Annotated in this window: 21 protein-coding genes; 12 read left to right on the top strand and 9 right to left on the bottom strand. The window is 60.3% G+C overall.

The window, feature by feature from the left end:
- Positions 1–5: 5 nt before the first annotated feature.
- From CKW38_RS23640 to CKW38_RS23625, 4 genes are all read right to left on the bottom strand, one after another.
- Positions 6–290, bottom strand: coding sequence for a YceK/YidQ family lipoprotein (locus tag CKW38_RS23640; RefSeq protein WP_007909569.1), 285 nt, complete (start codon positions 288–290; stop codon positions 6–8).
- The gene (gene ubiX, locus CKW38_RS23635; RefSeq protein WP_007909567.1) at positions 283–930 is read right to left on the bottom strand and encodes a flavin prenyltransferase UbiX; all 648 of its coding nucleotides are present in this window, start codon (positions 928–930) and stop codon (positions 283–285) included. Before ubiX ends, CKW38_RS23640 begins: the two co-directional genes overlap by 8 nt.
- Positions 927–2,276, bottom strand: coding sequence for a UDP-N-acetylmuramate:L-alanyl-gamma-D-glutamyl-meso-diaminopimelate ligase (mpl, locus tag CKW38_RS23630; RefSeq protein ID WP_007909560.1), 1,350 nt, complete (start codon positions 2,274–2,276; stop codon positions 927–929). The genes ubiX and mpl overlap by 4 nt, the downstream gene beginning before the upstream one ends.
- 266 nt (positions 2,277–2,542) lie before the next feature.
- Entirely contained in the window at positions 2,543–4,456 is a 1,914-nt protein-coding gene (locus tag CKW38_RS23625) for a sigma-54-dependent Fis family transcriptional regulator (RefSeq protein ID WP_095114017.1), read from the bottom strand.
- Between the two features lie 301 nt (positions 4,457–4,757).
- Between CKW38_RS23625 and CKW38_RS23620 the strand changes: the two genes are divergently transcribed.
- The 12 genes from CKW38_RS23620 to CKW38_RS23565 all read left to right on the top strand — a co-directional run bounded on the left by CKW38_RS23620 (position 4,758) and on the right by CKW38_RS23565 (position 16,920).
- On the top strand, positions 4,758–6,278 hold the full coding sequence (locus tag CKW38_RS23620) for an aldehyde dehydrogenase family protein (protein WP_034153748.1): 1,521 nt from the start codon (positions 4,758–4,760) through the stop codon (positions 6,276–6,278).
- Between the two features lie 178 nt (positions 6,279–6,456).
- Positions 6,457–7,908, top strand: coding sequence for an ethanolamine permease (eat, locus tag CKW38_RS23615; RefSeq protein WP_095114016.1), 1,452 nt, complete (start codon positions 6,457–6,459; stop codon positions 7,906–7,908).
- 52 nt (positions 7,909–7,960) lie between these two features.
- Entirely contained in the window at positions 7,961–9,355 is a 1,395-nt protein-coding gene (locus CKW38_RS23610; RefSeq protein ID WP_095114015.1) for an ethanolamine ammonia-lyase subunit EutB, read from the top strand.
- Positions 9,356–9,360: 5 nt separating this feature from the next.
- Positions 9,361–10,185, top strand: a complete 825-nt coding sequence (gene eutC / locus CKW38_RS23605) for an ethanolamine ammonia-lyase subunit EutC (protein WP_095114092.1) — start codon at positions 9,361–9,363, stop codon at positions 10,183–10,185.
- A 115-nt stretch (positions 10,186–10,300) separates the two neighbouring features.
- Positions 10,301–10,762, top strand: a complete 462-nt coding sequence (locus CKW38_RS23600; protein WP_007910890.1) for an N-acetyltransferase — start codon at positions 10,301–10,303, stop codon at positions 10,760–10,762.
- A gap of 229 nt (positions 10,763–10,991) precedes the next feature.
- Positions 10,992–11,642, top strand: coding sequence for a DedA family protein (locus CKW38_RS23595; RefSeq protein WP_007910892.1), 651 nt, complete (start codon positions 10,992–10,994; stop codon positions 11,640–11,642).
- 4 nt (positions 11,643–11,646) lie between these two features.
- The gene (locus CKW38_RS23590; RefSeq protein WP_095114014.1) at positions 11,647–12,459 is read left to right on the top strand and encodes a zinc-dependent peptidase; all 813 of its coding nucleotides are present in this window, start codon (positions 11,647–11,649) and stop codon (positions 12,457–12,459) included.
- Between the two features lie 112 nt (positions 12,460–12,571).
- Positions 12,572–13,099, top strand: coding sequence for an inorganic diphosphatase (gene ppa, locus CKW38_RS23585; protein ID WP_003205933.1), 528 nt, complete (start codon positions 12,572–12,574; stop codon positions 13,097–13,099).
- Between the two features lie 223 nt (positions 13,100–13,322).
- The gene (locus CKW38_RS23580) at positions 13,323–14,069 is read left to right on the top strand and encodes a helix-turn-helix transcriptional regulator (protein WP_042704877.1); all 747 of its coding nucleotides are present in this window, start codon (positions 13,323–13,325) and stop codon (positions 14,067–14,069) included.
- A 493-nt stretch (positions 14,070–14,562) separates the two neighbouring features.
- The gene (locus tag CKW38_RS23575; protein WP_095114013.1) at positions 14,563–15,738 is read left to right on the top strand and encodes a diguanylate cyclase; all 1,176 of its coding nucleotides are present in this window, start codon (positions 14,563–14,565) and stop codon (positions 15,736–15,738) included.
- A gap of 127 nt (positions 15,739–15,865) precedes the next feature.
- Positions 15,866–16,423, top strand: coding sequence for a hypothetical protein (locus CKW38_RS23570; RefSeq protein ID WP_095114012.1), 558 nt, complete (start codon positions 15,866–15,868; stop codon positions 16,421–16,423).
- 62 nt (positions 16,424–16,485) lie between these two features.
- A complete protein-coding gene (locus tag CKW38_RS23565; RefSeq protein ID WP_007910907.1) occupies positions 16,486–16,920 on the top strand; it encodes a hypothetical protein in 435 nt (144 codons plus the stop codon).
- Positions 16,921–16,944: 24 nt separating this feature from the next.
- On the opposite strand, the gene CKW38_RS23560 is transcribed toward CKW38_RS23565, so the two are convergent.
- From CKW38_RS23560 to CKW38_RS23540, 5 genes are read right to left on the bottom strand one after another with little or no spacing between them, the layout of a single operon-like run.
- Positions 16,945–17,757: a YfaP family protein gene (locus CKW38_RS23560; protein ID WP_095114011.1), complete on the bottom strand. Its 813-nt coding sequence runs from the start codon at positions 17,755–17,757 to the stop codon at positions 16,945–16,947.
- A 3-nt stretch (positions 17,758–17,760) separates the two neighbouring features.
- A complete protein-coding gene (locus CKW38_RS23555) occupies positions 17,761–19,380 on the bottom strand; it encodes a DUF2300 domain-containing protein (RefSeq protein WP_095114010.1) in 1,620 nt (539 codons plus the stop codon).
- 1 nt (position 19,381) lies between these two features.
- Positions 19,382–23,956, bottom strand: a complete 4,575-nt coding sequence (locus CKW38_RS23550; RefSeq protein ID WP_095114009.1) for an alpha-2-macroglobulin — start codon at positions 23,954–23,956, stop codon at positions 19,382–19,384.
- On the bottom strand, positions 23,953–24,603 hold the full coding sequence (locus CKW38_RS23545) for a DUF1175 domain-containing protein (protein WP_007910912.1): 651 nt from the start codon (positions 24,601–24,603) through the stop codon (positions 23,953–23,955). The genes CKW38_RS23550 and CKW38_RS23545 overlap by 4 nt, the downstream gene beginning before the upstream one ends.
- Positions 24,588–26,300 (bottom strand): DUF2138 domain-containing protein, encoded by a 1,713-nt coding sequence (locus CKW38_RS23540; protein WP_095114008.1) that lies wholly within the window; start codon positions 26,298–26,300, stop codon positions 24,588–24,590. Before CKW38_RS23540 ends, CKW38_RS23545 begins: the two co-directional genes overlap by 16 nt.
- Between the last annotated feature and the right edge of the window lie 35 nt (positions 26,301–26,335).

The following is a 26,335-nucleotide window of genomic DNA, read 5'->3' as shown; positions in this document are numbered from 1 at the left end:
TCTAACTACAATCCGCCCGTTGCCTGGAAGCTCACACCGATCACCGTCAGCAATGACAATGGCAACAGCAGCGTATCGAGCAACGCACTCGCTGGCAGGTCCACCCCCGGATAGCTCGGCGCCTCAGCCCCGAACCGATCCATCGCGCAACACCCGCCATTCAATGCATACAAATCCAGCCGCGTCCCGGAGTACACCACAGGCGCGCCCGGTTTGGCGGCGTCGAGGGTGCGCGCAGTGGCGCAGCCGGTCAGTTGCAGCGCCAGCAAAATCGCCAGCAGCTTATTCATCGCTGCTCAGATGATGCTCACCCCAACGCGGCAGCATGTCCTGAGGAATGCCGAGCAGATTGAGAATCCGCGCCACAACGAAATCGATCAGGTCATCGATGGTCTGCGGCTGGTGATAGAAACCCGGCGAGGCCGGCAGAATCGTCACGCCCATGTTCGACAGCTTGAGCATGTGCTCCAGATGAATGCTCGAATACGGCGCCTCCCGCGGCACCAGAATCAACTGGCGACGCTCTTTCAAAGTGACGTCGGCGGCGCGCTCGATCAGGTTATTGCAGGCGCCGGTGGCAATCGCCGACAACGTCCCGGTAGAGCACGGCACCACGACCATTGCTGCCGGTGCGCCGGAGCCCGAAGCTACCGGCGACATCCAGTCTTCCTTGCCGTATACGCGGATCTGCCCGGCGGCGGCCCCGGTGTATTCGGTGAGGAAGGCCTGCATCATCTGCGGCTTCGGCGGCAGCGTCACATCGGTCTCGGTGGCCATCACCAGTTGTGCAGCCTTGGAGATCAGGAAGTGCACTTCGCGATCTTCCCGCACCAGACAATCGAGCAGGCGCAAGCCGTACTGAGCGCCGGAGGCACCGGTCATGGCCAGTGTGATGCGTTCCGGGCCATTGCTCTCAAAACGAGTGTTCATTGCAGTGCCTCGGCGAGTTTGCCGTGCAGGCCGCCGAAGCCGCCGTTGCTCATGATCACCACGTGAGTGCCGGGCTGGGCCTGGCTCTTCACGCGCTCGATGATGCCTTCCAGCGAATCGCTGACAATCGACGGCACGGTGCACAGTGCGGCGGTGCCGGCGAGGTCCCAGCCGAGGTTGGCCGGGGCGTACCAGATCACCTGATCGGCATCGACCACGCTGTCGGGCAAACCATCACGGTGCGCGCCGAGCTTCATCGAGTTGGAGCGCGGTTCGATGATCGCGATCAGCGGTGCGTCGCCGATGCGTTTGCGCAAACCGTCGAGAGTGGTGGCAATCGCCGTCGGGTGGTGGGCGAAATCGTCGTAGATGGTGATGCCGCGCACTTCGGCGACTTTCTCCATGCGGCGCTTGACGTTCTTGAATGCGCTCAACCCGGCAATGCCCATCGATGGCACCACGCCAACATGACGCGCCGCCGCCAAAGCAGCCAAGGCGTTGGCGACGTTGTGCTGACCGGTCAGCTCCCATTCGACGGTGCCCTGCGACACGCCTTCGAACATCACTTCGAACGCCGAGCCGTCTTCGCTCAGCAGTTTGACCTGCCACTGACCGCCGGCACCGGTGGTTTGCACCGGGGTCCAGCAGCCCATTTCGATCACACGTTGCAAGGCCGGCTCGGTGGTCGGGTGGATGACCAGACCTTCACTTGGGATGGTCCGCACCAAGTGATGGAATTGCCGCTCGATCGCCGGCAGATCCGGGAAGATGTCGGCGTGATCGAACTCAAGGTTATTGAGGATCGCGGTGCGTGGGCGGTAATGAACAAACTTCGAGCGCTTGTCGAAGAAGGCGCTGTCGTATTCGTCAGCCTCGATCACGAAGAACGGTGTACCGCCCAAGCGAGCAGAGACCGAGAAGTTTTGCGGCACGCCGCCGATCAGGAAGCCCGGGCTCATGCCGGCATGTTCCAGGACCCAGGCGAGCATGCTGCTGGTGGTGGTTTTGCCGTGCGTACCGGCTACCGCCAGTACCCAGCGACCTTGCAGCACGTGGTCAGCCAGCCACTGCGGGCCGGAGACGTACGGCAGGCCTTTGTTCAGGACATATTCCACCGCCGGGTTACCGCGCGACATGGCGTTGCCGATCACCACCAGATCCGGTGCCGGATCGAGCTGCGCCGGGTCATAGCCCTGCGTCAGTTGAATGCCTTGGGCTTCCAGCTGCGTGCTCATCGGTGGATAGACGTTGGCGTCGGAGCCGGTCACGTGATGGCCCAGCTCTTTGGCCAACACCGCCATCGAGCCCATGAAAGTGCCGCAGATACCCAGAATATGAATGTGCATAGTCGACCTCGTAAAACATGGCCGCAGGTTAGCGTAGGGAGGGGGAAATCGCACTCTTTAGGTGAGGGGCGGGGATGGTTGGGCTTGGGGTTCAGGCTCGGCTGTAGATTGCGGCCCCTCACCCCAGCCCTCTCCCGAGGGAGAGGGAGCCGATCTACGTTGCTTTCAAATCCTGAGTTCGGCCCAATACTTCAGGTCGGCGTAGATCAGTAGACCGACTCGGTCAGTGCCCTCTCCCTCTGGGAGAGGGTTAGGGTGAGGGCCTTCTAACTGACTCGCCGCTCAATCCCGTGCTTACGCAGCTTTCTATAAAGAGTATTGCGGCTGACACCCAGTTGCTGCGCCGTGTGGGTCATGTGCCAGCGGGTTTGCTCCAGCGCATTGAGCAGAGCCAACCGTTCGGCGTCTTCCAGCGGATGATCGGACTCCTTAACCGCCAATACTGCCGGACTCCCCTGCCGAATCATTACCGGCAAATCCTCAATCCCGATCCGCCCCTCATCACACAACGCCGCTAACGTGCGCAGCACATTGCGCAACTGCCGCACATTCCCCGGCCAGTTGAAGGCCAGCAATGCCTGACGCGCCGACTCTTCGATCAGGATCGTTTCGCCCCCCGCCTCTTCAGCCAGCAGAAAATCCAGCAACTGCGATTTATCGCCACGTTCACGCAACGCCGGCAGCGCCACTTCCAGCCCGTTGAGCCGGTAATACAAGTCTTCGCGGAAGCTGCCATCGGCGACCCGCTCCAGCAGGTTGCGGTGGGTGGCGCTGATGATTCGCACGTTGACGGCCTCGGGCTCGCCACCGATCGGCACCACTTGCCGGTCTTCCAGCACCCGTAATAACCGGGTCTGCAAGGCCAGCGGCATGTCGCCGATTTCATCGAGGAACAACGTGCCGCCATCGGCCTGCTGCAACTTGCCGCGCATGCCGTCCTTTCTTGCGCCGGTGAAACTGCCGCCGCGATAACCGAACAACTCGCTCTCGATCAGGCTTTCCGGGATAGCCGCGCAGTTGAGGGCGACGAAAGCTTTGCGCGAACGCTGGCTGGCCTGGTGCACAGCCTTGGCGAAGGCCTCTTTGCCAGAGCCGGTTTCGCCGTTGATCAGCAGCGGTACATCACGTTCGAAGACGCGCAGGGCTTTACGGAAATCGGCCTGCAACGCCTCGTCACCGAGACAGATGCCCGACAGGCGCGGCGCCTCAGCCACCACCGGTGTCGCTACCATAGGCACCGGTTTGCGCGATTCCCCGCGCAACACGGCAAACAAATGTCGGCCGTCACGGGTGCGCAGCGGCCAACTGGCGCTGGCATGGGCACTGGCGCGGCCAAGCAATTCATCCAGCGAACAATCGAAAAACGCCTCGACCGGTTTACCGAGCAAGCCGCCACGAATATGCCCAAGCAAATTCAGTGCACTCTGGTTGACTGCGCTGATCCGCCCTTCGCCGTCAAACGCCAGCAAACCTTCGCTGAACAACCCGACCGATTCGGCCTGCAAATGAAAACGCAACAACCATTGATTATCGAAACAGCGCAGGAAGTAGCAACTCTCGATCATCTTCGCCGACAGATTGACCAGCGCCATGGTGTGAAACTGGCTCTGTCGCGAGACATCGTGGCGCGCCGACGACACGTCGAGCACCGCGAGCAGTTCGCCATGCGGGTCAAATACCGGGCTCGCCGAACAGGTCAGGCCGGTGTGGCGACCACGAAAGTGCTCATCCTGATGAATGGTCAGCGCCTGGCGCTCGACCAGGCAGGTGCCGATGCCGTTGGTGCCTTCGCAAGCCTCGCTCCAGTCCGCACCGAGCCAGAGGCCGGCGCGTTCGAAAATCTTGCGTTCAGCGGGCGCGGTGACGCAGTTGAGGATCACCCCGCGCGCGTCGGTCAGCAATACCGCGTGGCCGGCGCCGGAGAGCTGTTGATGCAGGCTGCTCATTTCATTGCCGGCGATCTGCAATACCTGCTGCAGACGTTCGCGGCTTTCGAGAACGCGGCCATGTTCGAGCACGGTCGGCGCCATGCTCAGCGCCGGGTCAAGGTGATAATCCTCAAGGCAGCGCAGCCACGAACGGGCAATCGATGGATCGGCACCGGGACCGTGCAGGTGCGGTTTGCCCTGGGTAGCGGTGAGAACCTGTTGGGCATGGCGACTCAAATGGTTGTCGTGCATTTCTTATTGTTCTCCCCGAGGCTCGACGGCCCAATGCTGAGGTGACGCCCAGCATCCTCCAGCCACCGCCGCATTGCAATGCTGGCAAGACTGCCCGGTCACCGGCTGTGCCGAAAGCGGTACAAACTGTCACCCCCTCTGTACCGAAACCATCACAGGCGCGATCCACTCGTCCGACAGAAATCACGCAACACCTTGATTTACCTGCCCTGCACGGCAGTGGCCCGACCTTTGCTCTACGCTTATAGCAAGCGCACTTGCGCGTTTCTCTAATAAGTACAAAGCCAAGGAGAACATCATCATGCGTTACGCTCACCCCGGTACTGAAGGCGCCAAAGTCTCGTTCAAAGCCAAGTACGGTAACTACATCGGCGGCGAGTTCGTCGCGCCTGTCAAAGGTCAGTACTTCACCAACACCTCGCCAGTGAATGGCCAGCCAATTGCCGAATTCCCACGCTCCACTGCCGAAGACATCGACAAGGCACTGGACGCCGCCCACGCCGCTGCCGATGCGTGGGGCGCGACCTCCGTGCAGGCGCGCTCGCTGATCCTGCTGAAAATCGCCGACCGCATCGAAGCCAACCTCGAATTGCTGGCGATCACCGAAACCTGGGACAACGGCAAAGCCATCCGCGAAACCCTCAACGCCGACATCCCGCTGGCGGCCGACCATTTCCGTTACTTCGCCGGCTGCCTGCGCGCGCAGGAGGGCAGCGCTGCCGAAATCGACGGCAACACCGTGGCGTACCACATTCATGAACCGCTGGGCGTGGTTGGCCAGATCATCCCGTGGAACTTCCCGATCCTGATGGCCGCGTGGAAACTTGCACCAGCGCTGGCCGCCGGCAACTGCGTAGTACTCAAACCCGCCGAGCAAACCCCGCTGGGCATCACCGTGTTGCTGGAACTGATCGGTGACCTGCTGCCACCGGGCGTGCTGAACATTGTTCAGGGCTATGGCAAAGAGGCCGGGGAAGCGCTGGCGACCAGCAAGCGCATCGCCAAGATCGCCTTCACCGGCTCGACCCCGGTCGGCTCGCACATCATGAAATGCGCGGCCGAGAACATCATCCCGTCCACCGTGGAACTGGGTGGCAAATCGCCGAACATCTTCTTCGAAGACATCATGCAGGCCGAGCCGACGTTCATTGAGAAAGCCGCTGAAGGCCTGGTGCTGGCGTTCTTCAACCAGGGCGAAGTCTGCACCTGCCCTTCCCGCGCATTGGTGCAGGAATCGATCTACGACGAGTTCATGGCCGTCGTGATGAAGAAAGTCCTGCAAATCAAACGTGGCGATCCGCTGGACACCGACACCATGGTCGGCGCGCAGGCGTCCGAGCAGCAATTCGACAAGATTCTTTCGTACCTGGAAATTGCCAAGGGCGAAGGCGCCGAGTTGCTGACTGGCGGCAAGGTGGAAAAACTCGAGGGCAATCTGTCGACCGGCTATTACATCCAGCCGACCCTGCTCAAGGGCACCAACAAGATGCGCGTGTTCCAGGAAGAAATCTTCGGCCCGGTGGTGAGCATCACCACGTTCAAGGACGAAGCCGAAGCCCTGGCGATTGCCAACGACACCGAGTTCGGCCTCGGCGCCGGTCTGTGGACCCGCGACATCAACCGCGCCTATCGCATGGGCCGCGCGATCAAGGCCGGTCGCGTGTGGACCAACTGCTACCACCTGTACCCGGCGCACGCTGCATTTGGCGGGTACAAGAAGTCCGGCGTTGGCCGTGAGACCCACAAGATGATGCTCGATCATTATCAGCAGACGAAAAACCTGCTGGTGAGCTACGACATCAATCCGTTGGGCTTCTTCTAAACCTGCAGCACTGATCGTTCCCACGCTCTGCGTGGGAATGCTGCCCGGTACGCTCCGCGCCCCACCAAAGCCGAACGCAGAGCGTCCGTTGAGGCATCCCCACGCAGAGCGTGGGGACGATCATGCTACCCACCGGCAAAAAAGCCGGGCCAATACAACAATAAGAAAGGTAAACCCTATGCCTAGCGAATCCCCGGCTGGCGCTCCGGCGACCGGCGCCTCCGTCGACTTTGAAAAAGTCGGATCGGATTACTTTCAACAACGCGAACTGAAAAAAGGTGCCGCCGGCTGGGTACTGCTGGTGGGTCTGGGCGTTGCCTACGTGATTTCCGGTGACTATGCCGGTTGGAACTTCGGCCTCGCTCAGGGTGGCTGGGGCGGCATGTTCCTGGCGACGCTGCTGATGGCCACCATGTACCTGTGCATGTGCTTTTCTCTGGCCGAGTTGTCTTCGATGATCCCCACCGCTGGCGGTGGCTACGGTTTTGCCCGCAGTGCGTTCGGGCCGTGGGGCGGGTTTCTCACCGGCACCGCGATTCTCATCGAATACGCCATTGCCCCTGCGGCTATCGCGGTGTTCATCGGTGCCTACTGCGAATCGCTGTTCGGCATCGGCGGCTGGATGATCTATCTGGCCTTCTACATCATTTTCATTGCCATCCACATATTCGGGGTCGGCGAAGCGCTCAAGCTGATGTTTGTCATCACCGCCGTCGCCGCGTTGGCGCTGGGGGTGTTTCTGGTGGCCATGGTGCCGCACTTCGACGTCGCCAACCTGCTCGACATTCCGGTCACTGCCGCGGCGGGTGCCAGTTCGTTTCTGCCATTCGGCTATGTCGGCGTCTGGGCGGCGATTCCCTATGCGATCTGGTTCTTCCTTGCCGTTGAAGGCGTGCCGCTGGCTGCCGAGGAAACCAAGAACCCAAAACGTGATCTGCCGCGTGGCTTGATCGGCGCCATGTTGGTGCTGCTCATGTTTGCCCTGTTGATTCTGATCGTCGGCCCCGGCGGTGCGGGCGCCAACTCGCTGCTGACCTCCGGTAACCCGTTGGTCGAAGCGTTGAGCAAAGCCTATGGCGGCTCGACCTGGATGGGCAGTTTCGTCAACCTCGTGGGGCTGGCCGGACTGATCGCGAGTTTCTTCTCGATCATCTACGCGTACTCGCGGCAGATTTTCGCGCTGTCACGGGCCGGCTACCTGCCACGCAAACTGTCCGAAACCAATAAAAGCAAGGCACCGGTCCTGGCGCTGGTGATTCCCGGCATCATCGGTTTTGGGCTGTCGCTGACCGGCCAGGGCGATCTGCTGATTCTGGTGGCGGTGTTCGGCGCAACCATTTCCTACGTGCTGATGATGGCCGCGCACATCACCTTGCGGATTCGCCGCCCCAAAATGGACCGGCCGTACCGCACACCGGGCGGCATCTTCACCTCCGGCGTGGCCTTGGTGCTGGCGTGCATCGCCGTGGTCGCGGGTTTCCTGGTCGATCCACGGGTGGTAATCGGTGCCGCCGTCATCTATGGAGTGTTAATTGCTTACTTTGCGTTCTACAGTCGACATCACTTGGTAGCAGGCACGCCGGAAGAAGAATTCGCGGCGATCCAGAAGGCTGAACAAGCCTTGCACTGAGTGCCGACAATCCCGGCGCAGGCTCGGTCTGCGCCGTCACGGAGAATTGTGTATGGCCAGTTTCGCTCACACGGTCGGCGCCCAGACCTATCGCTTCGACAGTCTCAAGGACGTCATGGCCAAGGCCAGCCCGGCGCGCTCCGGGGACTTCCTCGCTGGCGTCGCCGCGCTCAATGACGGCGAGCGCGTGGCTGCGCAAATGGCGTTGGCCGACATTCCGCTCACGCATTTCCTGCAGGAAGCGCTGATTCCTTACGAGTCCGATGAAGTCACCCGGCTGATCATCGACACCCACGACAAGCAAGCCTTCGCCGTGGTCAGCCACCTCACCGTGGGTGGTTTCCGCGACTGGTTGCTCAGCGACGCCGCCGACGAAACCAGCCTGCGCAACCTCGCCCCCGGCCTGACCCCGGAAATGGTCGCCGCCGCATCGAAGATCATGCGCGTGCAGGATCTGGTGCTGGTGGCGCAAAAGATTCGCGTGGTAACCAAGTTTCGCGGCACTCTCGGCCTGCGCGGACGGCTGTCGACGCGCCTGCAACCCAATCACCCGACCGACGAACCGTCCGGCATCGCCGCGAGCATTCTCGACGGTCTGCTCTACGGCAATGGCGACGCGATGATCGGCATCAACCCGGCCACCGACAGCATCGCCTCGATCTGCGCGATGCTGGAGATGCTCGACGCAATCATCCAGCGCTACGACATCCCGACTCAGGCCTGCGTGCTCACCCACGTCACCACCTCCATAGAGGCGATCAACCGTGGCGTGCCGCTGGATCTGGTGTTCCAGTCCATCGCCGGCACCGAAGCGGCCAACGCCAGTTTCGGCATCAACCTCAACGTGTTGCAGGAAGGCTACGACGCCGGTCTGAGCCTGAACCGCGGCACTCTCGGGCAGAACCTGATGTATTTCGAAACCGGTCAGGGCAGCGCACTGTCGGCCAACGCCCACCACGGCGTCGACCAACAGACCTGCGAGACCCGGGCCTACGCCGTAGCACGACATTTCAAGCCGTTTCTGGTGAACACCGTCGTAGGATTTATCGGCCCGGAGTATCTCTACAACGGTAAACAGATCATCCGCGCCGGCCTCGAAGACCATTTCTGCGGCAAGCTGCTCGGCGTGCCGATGGGTTGCGACATCTGCTACACCAACCATGCCGAAGCCGATCAGGACGACATGGACACCTTGCTGACGTTGCTTGGGGTCGCCGGGATCAACTTCATCATGGGCATCCCCGGCTCCGACGACATCATGCTCAATTACCAGACCACTTCGTTTCATGACGCGCTCTACGCCCGGCAGACCCTGGGCCTGAAACCGGCGCCGGAGTTCGAGCAATGGCTGGCCAACATGGGCATCTTCACGCAAGCGGACGGCAAGGTTCGCTTTGGCAACAACTTGCCGCCGGCCTTCCGCCAGGCGCTGGCGCAACTGGGATGAGTCACATGGAAAAACCGCCCATCGACCCGCAAAACCCGTGGCTGGAACTGCGCCGCCTGACCCCGGCACGCATCGCTCTCGGCCGCACCGGCACCAGCCTGCCGACCAGCGCGCAACTGGATTTTCAATTTGCCCATGCCCAGGCACGTGATGCCGTGCATCTGCCATTTGATCATGCCGGACTCAGCGCGCAACTGAACGAGCGCGGACGCGAATCCTTGTTACTGCACAGCGCCGCCGTGGATCGCAACAGCTACCTGCAACGCCCGGATCTGGGGCGCAAGCTCAGCGAAGAATCGGCGCAGGCCTTGCGCGAGTACGCAGCGGCGCATCCGGGCGGTGTCGATCTGGCAATTGTCGTGGCTGACGGTTTGTCGGCACTGGCGGTGCATCGGCATACCTTGCCGTTTCTCACGCGACTGGAAGAGCAGATGAGCGCCGACGGCTGGTCGATGGCGCCCGTTGTTCTGGTGGAACAGGGCCGCGTTGCCGTCGGTGATGAGATCGGCCAACTGCTCGGCGCAAAAATGCTGGTGATGCTGATCGGCGAACGCCCGGGACTCAGTTCACCGGACAGCCTCGGTTTATATTTCACCTACAATCCAAAGATCGGCCTGACCGACGCCTACCGCAACTGCATTTCCAATGTACGGCTCGAAGGCTTGAGCTACGGCATGGCGGCGCATCGCTTGCTGTACTTGATGCGGGAAGCTTGTCGCAGACAGCTGTCGGGCGTGAATCTGAAGGACGAAGCACAGGTTCAGACGCTGGAGTCGGACGCCGGTGCGGACATGAAAGGAAACTTCCTACTCGGCCCGCCCCCTGCCTGAACCGTTTCCGCATTGCGTTTCTGCGCAGGTTTCAGGCAGGATCGATGCACGGCCGCACGGGTTTCCCATCGCCGTCAGAGCAGTTGAAGACAGCCACTTGAAGACGAGACCTATCATGCGGATTATTCAAGCGACCCTCGAACATCTGGATTTGTTGACCCCGTTGTTCGTCAAATATCGCGAGTTCTACGGTTCCCTGCCTTACCCGGATTCCTCCCGCGCCTTCCTCGAAAAACGCTTGCGCCGCAAGGAGTCGGTGATCTATCTGGCGCTGGCCGATGATGACGACAAGAAGCTGATGGGGTTCTGTCAGTTGTACCCAAGCTTTTCTTCGCTGTCACTCAAGCGCGTCTGGATCCTCAACGACATCTATGTCGCCGAAGACGCCCGCCGCCAACTGGTCGCCGATAACCTGATCCGCACCGCAAAAAAAATGGCCAAGGAAACCCAGGCGGTGCGTATGCGCGTCTCCACCAGCAGCAACAATGAAGTCGCGCAGAAAACCTACGAGTCCATCGGGTTCAAGGAAGACACCGAGTTCAAGAACTACGTGCTGCCGATCAGCGAAGAGCTCTGACCGCACAGGCAACGTGTGATGAGGGAGCCCGCTCCCTCAGCCACGCCGAATGCAGCCTGACAATTGTTCACATCCCGACATCCCCCGCTACAAAACCAACGCGCTTTTCATCCTTCAGACCGTATAATCCCGAGCTTTCCGGCTTGTAAGAAAAACTACACCCCGCTGTAGGCTTACACGAAGTCATCCGCACAGGCCTGCCGAGTCGGGCCGTCACACAGGTGCCCCCATGGATTTCAACCCGCTCGACCTTATCCTGCATCTCGATGTGTACCTCGATTTGCTGGTGAACAACTATGGGCCATGGATCTACGCCATCCTGTTTCTGGTGATCTTCTGTGAAACCGGTCTGGTAGTGATGCCCTTCCTGCCGGGTGACTCGTTGCTGTTCATTGCCGGTGCCGTTGCGGCTGGCGGTGGCATGGATCCGGTGCTGTTGGGCGGCCTGCTGATGCTCGCGGCGATCCTTGGCGACAGCACCAACTACGTGATCGGACGAACGGCTGGCGAGAAACTGTTCAGCAACCCGAACTCGAAAATCTTCCGTCGCGATTACCTGCAAAAAACCCACGACTTCTACGACAAGCATGGCGGCAAGACCGTAACCCTGGCGCGCTTCCTGCCGATCATCCGTACCTTTGCGCCGTTCGTCGCCGGCGTAGCGAAGATGCCATACCCGCGCTTCTTCGGTTTCAGCGTGCTGGGCACCATCCTCTGGGTCGGCGGTCTGGTGACGCTGGGCTACTTCTTCGGCAACGTACCGTTCATCAAGAAAAACCTGTCGTTGCTGGTGGTGGCGATCATTCTGTTGTCGCTGGTGCCGATGATCCTCGGCGTGGTTCGCAGCCGTTTCGGCGGCACCAAAGCCCAATCGCACTAAGCCGATGTGGTCGCTGAGCGCCTGGCGTCGCCGGCGCATTCTGGCCAGGCACCCGATTGCCGACGAGATGTGGCAGCGGGTGCGCCATCACCTGAGTTTCCTTGACGGTATCAGCGCTACCGAAGACCAGTGGCTGCGCGAAGCCTGCGTGCTGTTCCTCGAGGACAAACACCTGAGCGCCCTGCCCGGCGTCGAACTGCATCAGGAACAACGCCTGCTGCTCGCCGCCCAGGCGCAATTACCACTGCTGAATCTGGGCGACCTGAACTGGTATCAGGGTTTTCACGAGATTGTTCTGTATCCCGACGATTTCCTCAGCCCGCAACGTCATCGCGACGCCAGCGGTATCGAGCACGAATGGGACGGTGAACACAGCGGCGAAGCCTGGCAACAGGGGCCAATCATCCTCGCCTGGCCGGGCGTGATGGCCAGTGGTGGCTGGGAAGGCTATAACCTGGTGATCCACGAACTGGCGCACAAACTCGACATGCTCAATGGCGACGCCAACGGCCTGCCGCCACTGCATGCTGACATGCGCGTCAGCGACTGGGCCGAAGTGATGCAACACGCCTACGACGATCTCAACCGTCAGCTCGATCGCAATCCTGACGCCGAAACCGCCATAGATCCCTACGCCGCCGAGAACCCGGCCGAATTCTTTGCCGTTACCAGCGAGTACTTTTTCAGCGCCCCGGATCTGCTGCACGAGGCTTATCCACAGGTCTATGCGCAGCTACAGCTTTTCTACCGTCAGGACCCGTTGAGCCGGTTACGGCAACTTCAGGCCACAGACCCGGTCTATCAGGCGCACGACTAAGCTCTGCACGACTTTCGGTACATGGCGCCGACGGCAGAATATGCCTATAATCGCCGCCACTTTTTGGTCAATCCGGCCAAGTGTTTTTGGTCAACTACGGGGGCAACGCCCAATGAGCTACAGCAAGATTCCGGCTGGCAAAGACCTGCCGAACGACATCTACGTCGCGATCGAGATTCCGGCCAACCACGCGCCGATCAAATACGAAATCGACAAAGACAGCGATTGCCTGTTCGTTGACCGTTTCATGGCCACCCCAATGTTCTACCCGGCCAACTACGGTTACATCCCGAACACCCTGGCTGACGACGGTGATCCCCTCGACGTGCTGGTTGTGACCCCTTATCCGGTTGCGCCAGGCTCGGTGATCCGCGCGCGTCCAGTCGGCATCCTGAACATGACTGACGACGGCGGCGGCGATGCCAAAGTCATCGCAGTGCCACACGACAAGCTGTCCCAGCTGTACGTCGATGTGAAGGAATACACCGACCTGCCGCCACTGCTGATCCAGCAGATCGAGCACTTCTTCGCGAACTACAAAGATCTCGAGAAAGGCAAATGGGTCAAGATCGAAGGCTGGGCCGGTGCAGACGCCGCCCGCGAAGCGATCACCAAGTCGGTTGCCGCCTACAAAGGCTAAGCACCTGCGCTACGCGCGAGGCTTGAAGAAAACCCCGGTTGATCCGGGGTTTTTTGTGCTCGGCAAAAGCCGTCTTAAACAGAGTGTTTATGGCGGACTACAGAAAAGTTTTAGCCTGTGTAATTTCCCACAAGATCGTCTTACATCCCGTCGCAAAATTCAGCCCGTTTTTGAACGTCCGGTTTATTCAAACCGCTCTGGCACGGCCGTAGACTCCGTGTTTATGAGAAAGAACACTAGCGGTCCAAGATTCAAGGCACTCCTGGAAGCTGCGAACATCTCGACAACGGGTTTCGCAAAGTTCTGGGGCACGGAAGCCCAAAATGTCCACAACTGGTACACCCGGGGCGTCCCGGCGTATCGCATGGAAGAAGTCTCACGCCTGCTGTCCGTCAACAGCGAATGGCTGAAAACCGGCGAAGGCACAAAAGAGCTGCCGAGCCTCACTCCGCCTGCCAGCAACGGCGACAGCTTCGACGCCCACGATCCCCAGGGCGCCTACCGTTTTATCCATCCCAACGACATTGAACTGGCCTTCTTCAAAGAAACACCCCTGACCAACGGCTCCGACAAAACCCACGTCATTCAGGACCCGGACCTGTCCATCCGCCTGCTGCGTGCACCACTGGATCAACTGGAAATCCGCCACGCCGACGCCATCTGCGCGCACATGATCGGCAACAGCATGGCCGAACGCATCGAAGACGGCTCCATCGTCGCCATCGACCGCGGCCTGACAAAAGTGGTGGACGGCGAAATCTACGCCATCGAACACGACGGCATGCTGCGCATCAAATACCTGCACCGTATGCCCGGCAACGGCTTGCGCCTGCGCAGCCACAACAGCGCCGAATACCCGGACGAAGTGTTCCACCCGGCGCAGATTGAAGAGCAACGGATTCACATATTGGGCTGGGTGTTCTGGTGGTCGACGGTGAGCAAGCGGCGGCCGGTGGTGCCGTTTCTCTGACTTGATGCAGCTTTTCGAGTTCGCACTGAACCTGTGGGAGCGAGCCTGCTCGCGAAGAGGCCCGGACATTCGGTACAAATCCCGGATTTCTGACGCAGAAGTCGCTCTAAACCGCACTTCAGACTGGGAATCCCAAGCAAAACTCAGTATCCTGCGCCCCACATTTGCGCATCGACCCGCCCCGCGGCTCAGAGAGCGCCCGACGCGGCAGACCAACGTCTGACCAAGTCCCACAGCCGGACGCAGATCCGGATGTACGTTTTGAAGGCTGGCAAGGCTTACCAAAAATAGGCCAAGCCAGTCCCCGAGAAGCCGGCCACAAGCCGGCTTTTTAATGCCTGCAAAAAAACGTTTACCTTGGCGAGCTTGACTCAACACTTGCCAACCTCAACCCCTCAGTGCTAAATCCCGCCCAACACCCACCCCCTCTGTTTTTACCCGCATCCCCGACCCCGGCCGGATTCCGGTATTGAGCCTCACGGGAATCCATGGAATGGCCCTGCATATCCCGACCCTGTTGGTCGTTTCGGTCTTCGTCTTCTTTTTGATGGGGCTTTTGACGCTGCACGCCTGGTATCGCGAAACCCGCGAGCCGCCACTGGCGTACCTCGGAAGCATGATGCTGCTGGGCGCCTTGGGCGTGGTATTGGTCAGTTGGCGTGATCGAGGGGTCGACTTCATTCCCATTGTGTTCGGCAATGTTGTTCTGTTACTCAGTGCAGCGATGAACTGGACGGCCATGCGCACGCTGGTCGGGCGCAGACCGTCAGTGTCCGGCATTCTGGCAGGCGCGTTCGCCTGGCTGACCTTGTGTCTGATTCCCGCCTTCTACGAGTCGATGCCAAATCGGGTTCTGATCTACTCCTTGCTGGCATTCGGTTACGGCGTGCTGACAACGCTGGAGCTCTGGCGCAGCCGCCACACTCTGGACGTCGCGTTTATGCCGGCGCTGGTGCTGACCGTTCTGCACACTGTGTTCTACGCCGTTCGCAGTGCGACCGATGAAGGGCTGCCGGTGACAAAGGCGCTGCTGGGCACTGGCGAGGGTGTGCCGTTTTTCTCGTTCATGCTGTTCGAGTCGATGCTATATGTCATCGGCATTGCCTACATCACCCTGGCGATGGTCAAGGAACGTGCAGAGCTCAAGCTCAAAGCGGCGGCGTTCAGCGATCCGCTGACGGGCATTGGCAATCGTCGCGCGTTCATGATGAACGCCGGGGAGTTGCTTGCCGAAAGTCAGCAATACGGGGAACCGGCGGCGTTGTTGCTTTGCGATCTGGATAACTTCAAGCGTCTGAATGACACCTATGGCCATCCCGTTGGGGATCAGGCGTTGATCGCGTTCGGCCGGATCGTGGCCGAGAGCCTGCGTAAGGAAGATGTTTGCGGGCGGATTGGCGGTGAGGAGTTTGCCTGCCTGCTTAACGATTGCGATGAGCAGACTGCACTGGAAATTGCCGAACGGATCCGCCGTTCGTTCTCGCAATTGTCGATTCTTGAGCCGGGGCTGCTCAGCGTCAGCATCGGAGTTGTGACTACCCGTGAATCCGGCTACGACTTGTCACGCCTGCTATCGGAAGCGGATCAGGCGCTGTACGGCGCCAAAGACAAGGGGCGTAATCGTGTACAGACTTTGCGTTCGCTGTACTTGAGCCTTGCCGATAATTAATGCCCAACAAACGGCCATTTCAATAAGCCATTAGCACATCCGCCCTAATTGCCCCAGCCGGCACCCGCCACTAAATTTCCATTCTGTTTTTGTGCATTACAAAAGCGCCAAGGAATGGAGCAACACCATGTCATCATTTTTCAGATTGAGTAAATCCCTCGCTCTACTGACTGCACTCTTGACTGCCACCTCAGCGTCAGCGGAAGAGCCGAACCCCGTCGGCGACTGGTGGATCATTTACGGCAACGGCGTTCCGCACAAGAACATCATGTATGTCGCCGACAGCACATCAGTTGTGCCGTCGACGCTTACCAAGGGTGCGCAAATGCTGGCGGTGACGCTGGTGTATGAAGAGCCGGGCAAGCCAATGATCGATGCCTACAACCTGGAAGTTCAGTGCAAGACCAACAAGGTGCGGTTTGTTAATGGCCAGTCGGTGGATCGAATTGCCTACATGCTGCGGCACCTGAAAGTAAACGAGCAATGGCAACAGCCGAAAGAATTCTGGGTCCAGCGCGCTTTGGCTTTCGTTTGCACTCCAGAGAAAAAAGACATGATTGCATTGGGCAAGATGGAGCACTTGCTGATGATTCAGGGCATGCAGCAGATGTTCTTCAAACTTGCACCGATTCAAGAGAAAGGCCAGATGATGGACAACCTCGACTCGATACTGGGCAACAAGTAACAGCCTGATTTCTGGGCGCTGCAGCGCGCTATTTCGTCTCGCACATGACACCGGGAGTCATGATGAATCAATGGACTAAAACGTTACTGACGTTGCTGATAACAGCCACAGTCTCAATGATTAATGGCTGCCACCTGATTGCACAGTCGCGCTGGGAAGGACGGGATGTTCAGGAAGCACTCGATCTGTTCGGTAAACCTGACTCAATGAAAAAACAGACCGGTGCCAACGGCGAAAATCTGGCCGTCCTGACCTGGTTCAAATCCTCCAGCTGGACCACCACCGAAGCGGCCGGCACTTCAATGAATCACACCGGCAACGGCATGGTGTACACCGAGTACTACGAGACGGTCGGGCATAGCTCTGACTGCAAACTGGAAGCGACCGTCAATAAAGCCAAAAAGATCGTACTGTTCAGGATCGAGGACGGAAAAATCATTCATGGCAAATGCATCAACGTTCCGTTCGTACCCGGTTACATTCCGCCCGGTTTCTAGTGCTATCCCTGAGCGAGTACCTGCTCAGGGATAACTGAATGACTTCACCAGCGTCAGCTCTCCCACCGCGCGCATAGGGATCAGAAACGTCTCCATCTTCTCGCTCGGCGTACCTTCCTCAGTAATCACCGTGACCTGCGCCGTGGTCAGCGCCTGCACCGCTTCATCGCCGCCCTCGTCATCCCCGCGATAGCCACCGCCGTAGTAATTCACATACACCAGATACTGGCCCTTGATCGGCGCCGGCATGGCGAAGATTTCCGGGCCGTAGCCGGTGGTGACGTCGACGTCAAGCGCGGCACCGTTGGCGGCGCTGCGGTTGCCGTACCAGATGTGCGCGCCGTCGGGGGTGACGAGGTGCAGGTCGAGGTCGGTGCCATCGCTGTCCCATGCCAGCAGTACGCGCAATTTCGCTGGGGTGGCGCCGCCGCTGGTGTTGAGGAATTGCGTGCGGTGACGTTGCTGGCCGTCGGGGCTGCGCACTTCGACGCTGTTGCTGCCGTTGGGGAAGGAGAACGGGCGGTCGTAGCGGCCACTGTCGTCGATTTTCAGCGGCATGCTCACGCCGTTGACGATCAAACGACCGGGTTCGTTGTCCTTCCGCGCAGCTTTTATCTCGCCGCTGATGCGCGCGGTGTTGGCTTGGCCCACCGGGGTGCTGACCGATGAGGCCGGGTAGTTGACGGTCTGGCGGAAGCTTTCGCCCTCGCCTTCGGGAGCGCCACTGCGCCAGCCGCCGACCGGGGTGTCGAGTTTGACGCCACCGGCAGCGATGGCCGGCGAGAGCGCGGTCAACGTGCAGAGCAGCAGCAAGACCTGTGGATAACGGAGTGTCATGGTCTATTCCAGCAAAAGGTGACGGGCGAGCCCTTCGATGTAGGTTTCATCCTGGCCGTTGGGATGTGCTTCAAAAGCCAGGTGCAGATATTCGTGGGTCAGATCGAGGCGATCCTGCAGAGTCAGCACGCCGCGCACGTAGATGCGTTGGCGTTCACGGTCGACAAACGGGCGACCGAACGCCAGTTTGCACACGGCGAATGTGCTGACTTCGTTGTAGCCGGTTTCGCTTTCCAGCTTCGGACGCCAGCCGCGTCGCTGTTTCTGCAGCCAGTCTTGTGCGGCGGGCAGCGCTTCGCAGGAAGCGACGGGGTTGTCCCAGCGGCTGAGGCTGGCGCGCGGATAGGCGTGCAGCAGAATCGCGTCGTAACGTTGACCGGCCTTGGCTTGCTCGACAGCTTGTTGCCAGGCGAGTTTGTCCGGGCCGGGTTGATCGGAGTGATAGGTGACGGTGCTGCCGGCCAACACCAGGTCTGCGGTCCACGCCGCGATGTTGCGTGATTCCAACGAAGCTGGCCGTGGTGCGACGCGCTGGCGATTGCTGCTGTCGTCGATACTCAGGCAGTCGCCGTTGCGCGTGGCGTTTTGCAGCAGATACGTGCGAATCGCCACGGCCAACGCCTTGGCGGCTTCGGCAGGTTCGGGTTTGGCTTCACGTTCCAGTACTCTCGCGACGTATTCTTCGCGATCAAGCCTTGCGACGAGTTTGTCGTTGAGCAGAAACAGTTCGCCGTCGCTGTGGATATCCAGCGCGTTGCCGTTGGCGAATTCGACGCGGTAGTCGCCCTGCAACGGGCCGGAAGTGACCACCCGCTCGCCAGTCAAAACCCGCGAAACCGGATAGCGCGAGAACAATCTGACTTCAACACAACGCCCCGCCTCTGCTGGCCATGCCGCTGGCAACACCGTCGCCAATGCCTGTCCATAATGGCGCAAGACCATCTGGCTGGTGCCACGTCCGCCCGCCCAGATCGGAGCATCATCCGCCGTCCAACCAGCAAACCCGCCCTGCCGCGATTGTGGGTCCTGATCACCGAGCCAGCTCCAGGTTTTCACCCGCAAGCGCCCGCCCAGTTCACCAACGACATTGCCGTCCGCCGCGTTCAGCACCACGTCGAGTAGCACTCGACGCGCCTGATCCTGCGCCGGCAACGAGGCCATAACCTTCAGCAGTTCAACCACGGAAACCCGTTGAGCCGGTTGCACCGAAGGCAGATCCAGCAACCAGGACGGCGCCCTCCGCGCCTGCCAATAGGTTCGCCAATCCGCCGCCGAAATCCCTAACCGCGCAGGCTCGAAATACAACCCGCAGGATTTCACCAACGCCTGATCACGCTCGATCTTGCCACCCGCCGAGCAGCAATAAATCTCGTCTTTCGATTGCCCGCGACATTCATACGCCGGCTCCCGCGCTCCGGTATCCACCAGCCATGCGTAGACAAACAACTTCCACAGACTGCCCAGCGGCGTATCCAGCGATGACGGCAACGGTTCACGCTTGATCAGTTGCGTCTGACTCAACGACAACAATTCGCCCTTGTAGGCCACGCGCAACGGCTCGTCCTGCGCCGTTGCCAGCGCAGGGATCACACACATCAGCAGCCACAGCAGCGGCCGGCTCATGTCAGTTGACCGTGACCTGACCGAGGGCGGCTTTCGCTTCCTGGGCCTGATGCTGCGGTGCGTAGACTTGCTTGAAACGCACCGGCGGCAGGCTGAACTGGCCCTTCTGCGAGAAGCGCACCAGATGGCGCAGGCGCAATTCGCCGCTCAGCGCATCGACCGGCACGGCGTAGGCCAACTGGCCCGGTTCGAATCGCGCCTTCTCCAGCGCGGTCGGCTCGGTGCCGTCCTTGCCTTGTAACTTGATGCCCCAGGTGGTGCGCTCGACATCGGCGCCCGGTGGCAGCGGCACTTCAAGCATGCCGTAGCGCAGTGGTTTCGGCGCTTTGCTGGTGAGGATCACTTCGTCCAGATACAGACTGTCACTGGACAACGGCTTGGACCCGACCGGCTCCAGTTTGAAGGTGAAGGCTTCATCGCCCGGCACCAGTCGCGACAGGCGACGAGTGATGGTCACGGCCATCGGATCGACCGCCGGTTGCTGGGTCTGGAAGCTCAACGCCGCGCGCAGCGGACGCTCTTGCGTACCGGACACCGTCAACACGCTCGGCACCGGAGTGGCGCCTTGCCAAGTCCAGTACATCTCACCGGTAGCACCGTAGTTTTTCTTCCAGCCTTCACCCGGTGTCAGCGCGATGGTCGGCGATGCCTGGGCGATGCTGCGTTGCAACCAGGTCAGTGCCAGCGCACGTTCGAGGGTCGATTGCTGCGGCAACAGTCGTTGCAACAGCGCTTGCGCACGGGCCTGATCGAACGGTTGCAGCGACAGGTTCAGCGCTTCGGCAAACGGCTGCGAGCTGACCGACAGACGCTGTTGCGCCGAAGCCAGCTGACGATTGAACGCGTCAGGCAAGGCCACTTTCGATTGAGTGGCCAACGAAGCGGTCAACACCCGCGCCGCCGCCAGACCAAGCGCCGAATCCGGATCACTCATCACCAGACTGTCTTCGCCGTCGTCCATCAACGTCTCGGCGTTACCCTCACCGGCCTTGGCCAGATCGTCCATCAACCCGCTGAGCAAGGTGTTCACCGGCAAATGCATCTGCTTGGCAAACGACAGAATCAGCGCCCGTTGCAGCAATGGCGTGTTCGGCGCTTGCTTGGCGTACACCTCCAGCACCCGCTGCCAGTGCTCCGGTGGCAAGGTCAACTCCAGCACTTGGCTGGCATTCCAGTCGGCGTAGTAGGCGTAAGCAGTGAGGAACGCATCCGGCTCACCGTCGTAACCCCACCAGGTGAAGCTCGCCGATGGCCCGGCCATTTGCACCAGACGCAGACGACTGTTCTGCATGATCAGGCGCAAGCGATCGCGGATCTGCGGGTTCGACGCCAGCGATGGATAGGCGATGCTCAACGGCAACAGACGACTGGCCGTCTGCTCAACACCACCATACGGATAGCTGAGCAGATCATCGAGTGCGAAACGGAACAGCGCTTGCGGACTGTCATCCAGACGCAGGCGAATATCGGTGGCATCGGTCGGCAGACTCAACGGTGTGTCACCGCTGGCCACGTCGAGGCTTTGAGTCTGAGTGACTTGCCAGCCGTCACCGGTCGCACTCAGGCGCACGGCGAGGGAGTCGGCGGTCTTGCCGTCCTGCACCAACTCCGCCGTCCATTCGCCGGAAGCCAATGTGAACGCCGGCAGCGGCAGGTAGTTGATGCCGTTGTTCAGGGTCACCGGCAGACGCTGTTCGGCGCCCGCATAGTGAGTGACCAGTTCAGCCTTGACCGGCTTTTCGGCCTGACTGAACGCAAACACACCGAGTTGCGGCTGATCGCCCTTGCGGAATTTGCTCGGCCCACTCCACTTCAGGTACAGCGGTTTTTCCGAACGCACGAACTGCTTCTTCTGCCCGACCTGACCGTCATCGGCGATGGCGCGGGCGGTAATGCGCCAGCGGGTCAGCGAGTCTGGCATCTTGAAAGTGAAACGGGTTTTGCCATCGGCACCGGTCAACAACTCCGGCTGCCACGCAGCGGTGTCGACGTCTTCACGACGCGGCCGCTCCAGCACTTTCACCCCGCGCTCGCTGCGGTTGGCTTTGCCCGGTGCGCCGGGGCTGCCCGGTAACGCCACGTCGTAACTGATGAACGATAGGCTCGCACTGGTGCGCACGTTGTTACGGCGCGGGTGATAGAAGAACTGGTCGATGGTCGGCGCAACTTCGGGTTGCAGCGCGTAGACCATTTCGTCGACGACGCTGACCGTCAGATGCGCCGGAACGGCTTTGCCGGCGAACTGCGTGCTCAGGTCAACCGTGACCGTGTCGCCCGGCAGATACACCGCTTTGTCGGTGCTGATCGCCACGTCGATTTGCGGCGCGACCACTTTGATCCCGGCGTTCTGGAAGCTGTACTGACCGCCCTTGGTGTACAGCACCGAGAACGTAAGGTTCGGCGCAAAGTTGTCCTTCACCGGGATGCGTGCGCGGTATTGGGTGTCGCTGAGTTTTTCCAGTTTCAGCCAGTCGGCGCCCTTGGCCAGCAGCGCAGTGGCTTCGACCTTGTCGCGTTCCAGCGAGAGCAATGCGTCGCTAACCGGTTCCGGGAACGTGATCAGCGCCAGCGCTTCATCACCGGCCTTGTACTCAGGCTTGTCGAGGACGATTTCCACAGTGCCCGGCACCGCTTTCACACCGTCACCAGTGACCGAATGCCCGGTGGCACCGAGTACGCGACCGTGTTGATCTTTCAAGGTCAGGTTGTAAGTGCCTGGACGCTCGAAAGCGAGGCTGAAGCCTTTATCAGTCGCCGCAAGTTTGCCTTCGCCCGTGCTCTGGTCTTCCAGACGCACCCAGCCATACGTGCTCGGCGTCACCGCTTTGCCTGGCTCGCTGCCGCCCTCGTTGGCGTAGCTGAACGCAACCTTGTCACCGACCGCGCTGAAGCGTTGCGGCGCGTTCAAACGAAAGCTCGCCGCGCCACGGTCGATGAGGATTTCCTTGGTGGTCTTGACCCGATACGCCGCACCATCGCTGGCAAACACGGTGAGCATGTAGCGGCTCGGTTTGTCGGCGGCCGGCAGATCAAGGATCGCGTTACCTTTGCTGTCGGTGGTCAGTTCGGTGCTGGTCAGTTCCACCGGGAATTGCCCGAGGTATTGCAGCTCGTTGTCGACCATCGACAGTTGCTGGGCACGCAGGCTCAGGGTCAGTTTGGCGTTAGCCACCGGTTTGCCGTCCGGATACAGCAGCACCAGACTGCCTTTGACCGGCTCGCCGGTGCGGTAATCCTGCTTGGCCAGATTCAGCGAAATCTCGAAGTGCGGCTTGATGTACTCGGCTACACGGAAGGCGCTGCTGTAAGCCTGATCCTTGTAGTTGAAACGAATCTCGTAACCGCCCGCGACGGCGTTGTCCGGCAACTGGAAGCGGCCCTGAGTGCCAGCCTTCGAATCGAGTTTCAGGTCGAGATGCTGCAACTCGGTACCGGTGGCATCGAGCACGCTGACCGTGACATCTGCAGCGCCCGGCAACACCGAATCCCGCGCATTCTTGAATTCGCGACCGACGATCTTCAGCGATACCCAATCACCTGGGCGATACAGCGGCCGGTCGGTGAAGGCATAGAGTTTGGTGTCGTAGATTTCGCTGTCGTAATAGAAATTTTCCGAGACGAAGACGCCGCCCTCTTCATCCTCGCCAATCACGAACGAACGCTCCGGACTGACGTGTTTCAGACGCAGCAAACCATCGGTATCAGTCGCACCGCTGCTCATCACGCCGAGGCCGTCAGTCCACAACACATTGACCTTCGGTACCGAGCTGCCTTCGTGTTTGCGTGCGGCCCAGACCAGCAATTCATCGCCGGCAATCTTGCTCACCGCCACAGTGTTGGAAACGAAAACCATGGTGGTCGCGCGGTATTTACCGATCAGCGCTTCAACCAGATACAGACCCGGCTTCAGATTGCCCAGCGGGATGTAAACGTTACCCGGCGCGACACTGACGAAATCGCTCGAAGACCCGGCCAGATTGACCCCGGCCGGCGGTTGAATCGGCTTGGCCTGCCACAGCGGATAACGGAACTGGCTGACCACCGGCAGACCCGGGATCAGCGCAAATTGCGGCTGCGCGTCATACGGAGTAGGCGCGGCGATGGCGTTGCCCATCTTCAGTTCCGGCACTTCTTCGGTGACCTGTTTGCGCGATTCATAGGAGAACGCGCGCTGCATCACCCGCCGGGATTTGCGGTACCAGTTGTCCCACAGGTACGCGAGGGTGTTGGACAGGCCTTCGCCCTTGAACTGGCCATCGCTGACCACGCGGTGCAGGTTCTTCTGGCGCTTGAGGAAATCCAGCGGCTTGTCGATGCGGTACACACGAATGTCGGCGCCGCCATACGGTTCCATGCGGAAACGACGGTAATCACGGCCCGGCGCTTCGAGGCGCACCATCGCCTGTTCGTCGGCAGCGAAACTGCTATCGGCCAGCAGGAAGAAGCTTTCACCGGAGACCGGCGTGTAGCCGCTCGGCCCGACCGAATCTTCGGCGCTGACGGTAGCCACTGGCAGCAACAGCGCCAGCAGCAAAGGAATTCGGGAACAGAGTCGCAACATGCGGGCACCGGTCATTGGGAGAGAAAGTTCAGTCGATAGACGCCGATGAAGTTGGGGTTGGCTGCGTCGGGTATCCATCGGGTGTCCTTCCATGTCATGAGTTGCTGCAGGCTTGCCGAACGCATGCCGTTGTCAGTCGGGGTAGTGGTGCCGGTGTGATAGGCGATGTAACGGCCCATCCAGATCATCAAGTGCTGGTCGTCGCCCTGATCGAAAAACATCAGATCACCGGGCCGCGCCTGCGACACGTCGCGGCTGACCAGATGGCTGTTGAACTGAATCAGTTTGATCGCGTTGACGTACGGCCCGACCTTGCCGCCACCCTGCTGCCATTGCTGGGCGAACTTGCGCTGGTCATCGCTGAGCGACAGCTCCGGCGGCAAATAGCGATTGGACAGGCCATTGCTGCGCAGCCATTTTTCGTCATGGACTTTCAGCGCTTCGTTGGCGGCGAAACGCACCAGCCCGGCACAGTCCTGCTGATACCAGCGCGGGCTCGGCCCTTGGCTCAGTTGCTCTTGGGCGATGCGCACGAACCAGGCGCGGAACACCTGGGATTGCGCCGGATCCAGCGCTGGTGCTTCAACGGCTCGGGCGCCCGCACTGAGTAACAGCGCGAGCAGGCCGAGGCTGCGGATCAGTGTGGTCACAGCGCTTTCCATTCCAGCGGCAACCACTGCCAGTGGCCGTCAGGCTCGCTGCCTTCCGGCAGGGTCAGCGCGTATTTGCCGTAGCCACCAAGGGTGCGCAATTTCGGGATCAGATAGGTTTGCGCGGCGTTGTAAAACACCGGTTCCATGTCCTGCGGCAGGCTGTCGAGGGTTTCCTGCTGCATCAGTTGCGCCATCGAGTCCGGGCCGAAGTAGATCGGCATCAGCACGTCTTTGGGCAGCACGTCAGCCATCGGCGGGAAGCGTTTGTCGAGGGTGTCGAGGGCCTTGTCGACCAGTTTGTCGTCGAGGGAAAACAGCAGCGTCGAGCCGTGACGGGCGAGGCTGACTTTCATGAACGCCTTGCCGCTGATTGCGTCCGGGTTCTCGGCAGTCTTCGCCGCATACGGGCCGAAGTTGGAGCTGACCTGACGCTGCCAGACGTGGTTCTGACCTTCCTGTTTCTCGACCACGGGGAAGACGTTTTCTTCAACGTTGGCTTCGAACGCGCCGACCATCGAACCGAACAGTTTGCCGAGGTCACCATCGAGTTTGCTGCTGTCTTCGTCTTTAAGGCTGGCGACCAACAGCGGCGTATATAAACGCGAATCGGCGTACCAGCAAAGGCCCGCCGCGCCGGCCACGTGTTCGGTGAGGGTTTGCGCCACGGCTTCTTCGGCGCCGAGTTTTACCAGCAATGGTTTTTGCGGTTCGGCCGCGACCGGCAGGGTTACGCAGGCACTGGCGCCCAGCGGCATCGCTTGCCAGACCGGTTTGAAATCGAAGTCGGGCTGGTTTTCCAGTTCGTCCATGGCGAGGTAGCTGTGCCAACCCTTGTCATCCATGTCGAAGCGCAGCCCGGCGAAGTTCGGAATGAAGCGCTGATAGCCCATGGCGAGAACGCTGGAGTTGACCGACAGGCGTTGCTTGGTTTCCGCAGTTTTCGCCGGCAGACCGAAGGCTTCAGGGAACAGTTTTTCGCCATTGAGCAGCGCCGCCAGCGCTTGCGGTGAAACGTGGCCGGACTCTTCGGACACGCCGCTTTCCGGATCGTAGTACTTGGCCGGATTGGACAGCACCACCAGCTTGTCCCCGTGGGAGGCGAACAATAGGGCTTTGCTGGCGTTATAAGTCAGTTGGAACAGCGGTACGCTATCGCCGCCGACTTTGAGTTCGCCCATCTGACTGAGCTGCGTGTCATCCAGCGCGACTTTCGCCAACGGCTCGAGCAGTTTCGCCAGACCACCGCGATCCATCACCAGCAGGAAATCCTTCAAGCGACCATCCGCGCCACGCCACAGCGCGACATCGGCTGGCTGATCGAAAAGTTGCTCGATCAGGCTGTCCTGCAACTTCAGATCATGCTCGTAGATGATCCGGCGCAGACTGCCGATCAAGCCGAGGCGATCCGCATGGGTCTCGTAATAGAAGACGAAATCTTCGGTGAGCGTGGCCTTGAGGAACGGCACCGTCAGCAAGTCCTTGGGCAACTGGCTCAGCGAGCGGGTTTCCAGCAGTGCATCGGGGCGGCTCAGGCCAAGTTTGTCACTGGCCAATTCCGCCGGCGGTGCCTTGGGCTTGAGCAGCAGCCAGCCAAAACCACCCGCTACACCGGCCACCAGGCACAGCCCGGCCAGCAGCAACGGCCATTTCCGGGAAGGTTGAGTCGCTGGCGTATCGGCAGCTGGAGTCACAGTGTTATCACTCATCGTTAACAAAACCCGATTTCATCCGTGGCGGGATG

Source organism: Pseudomonas sp. Irchel 3H7, assembly GCF_900187605.1.
GTDB lineage: Bacteria > Pseudomonadota > Gammaproteobacteria > Pseudomonadales > Pseudomonadaceae > Aquipseudomonas.
This window is presented reverse-complemented; position numbering and strand designations above follow the sequence as displayed.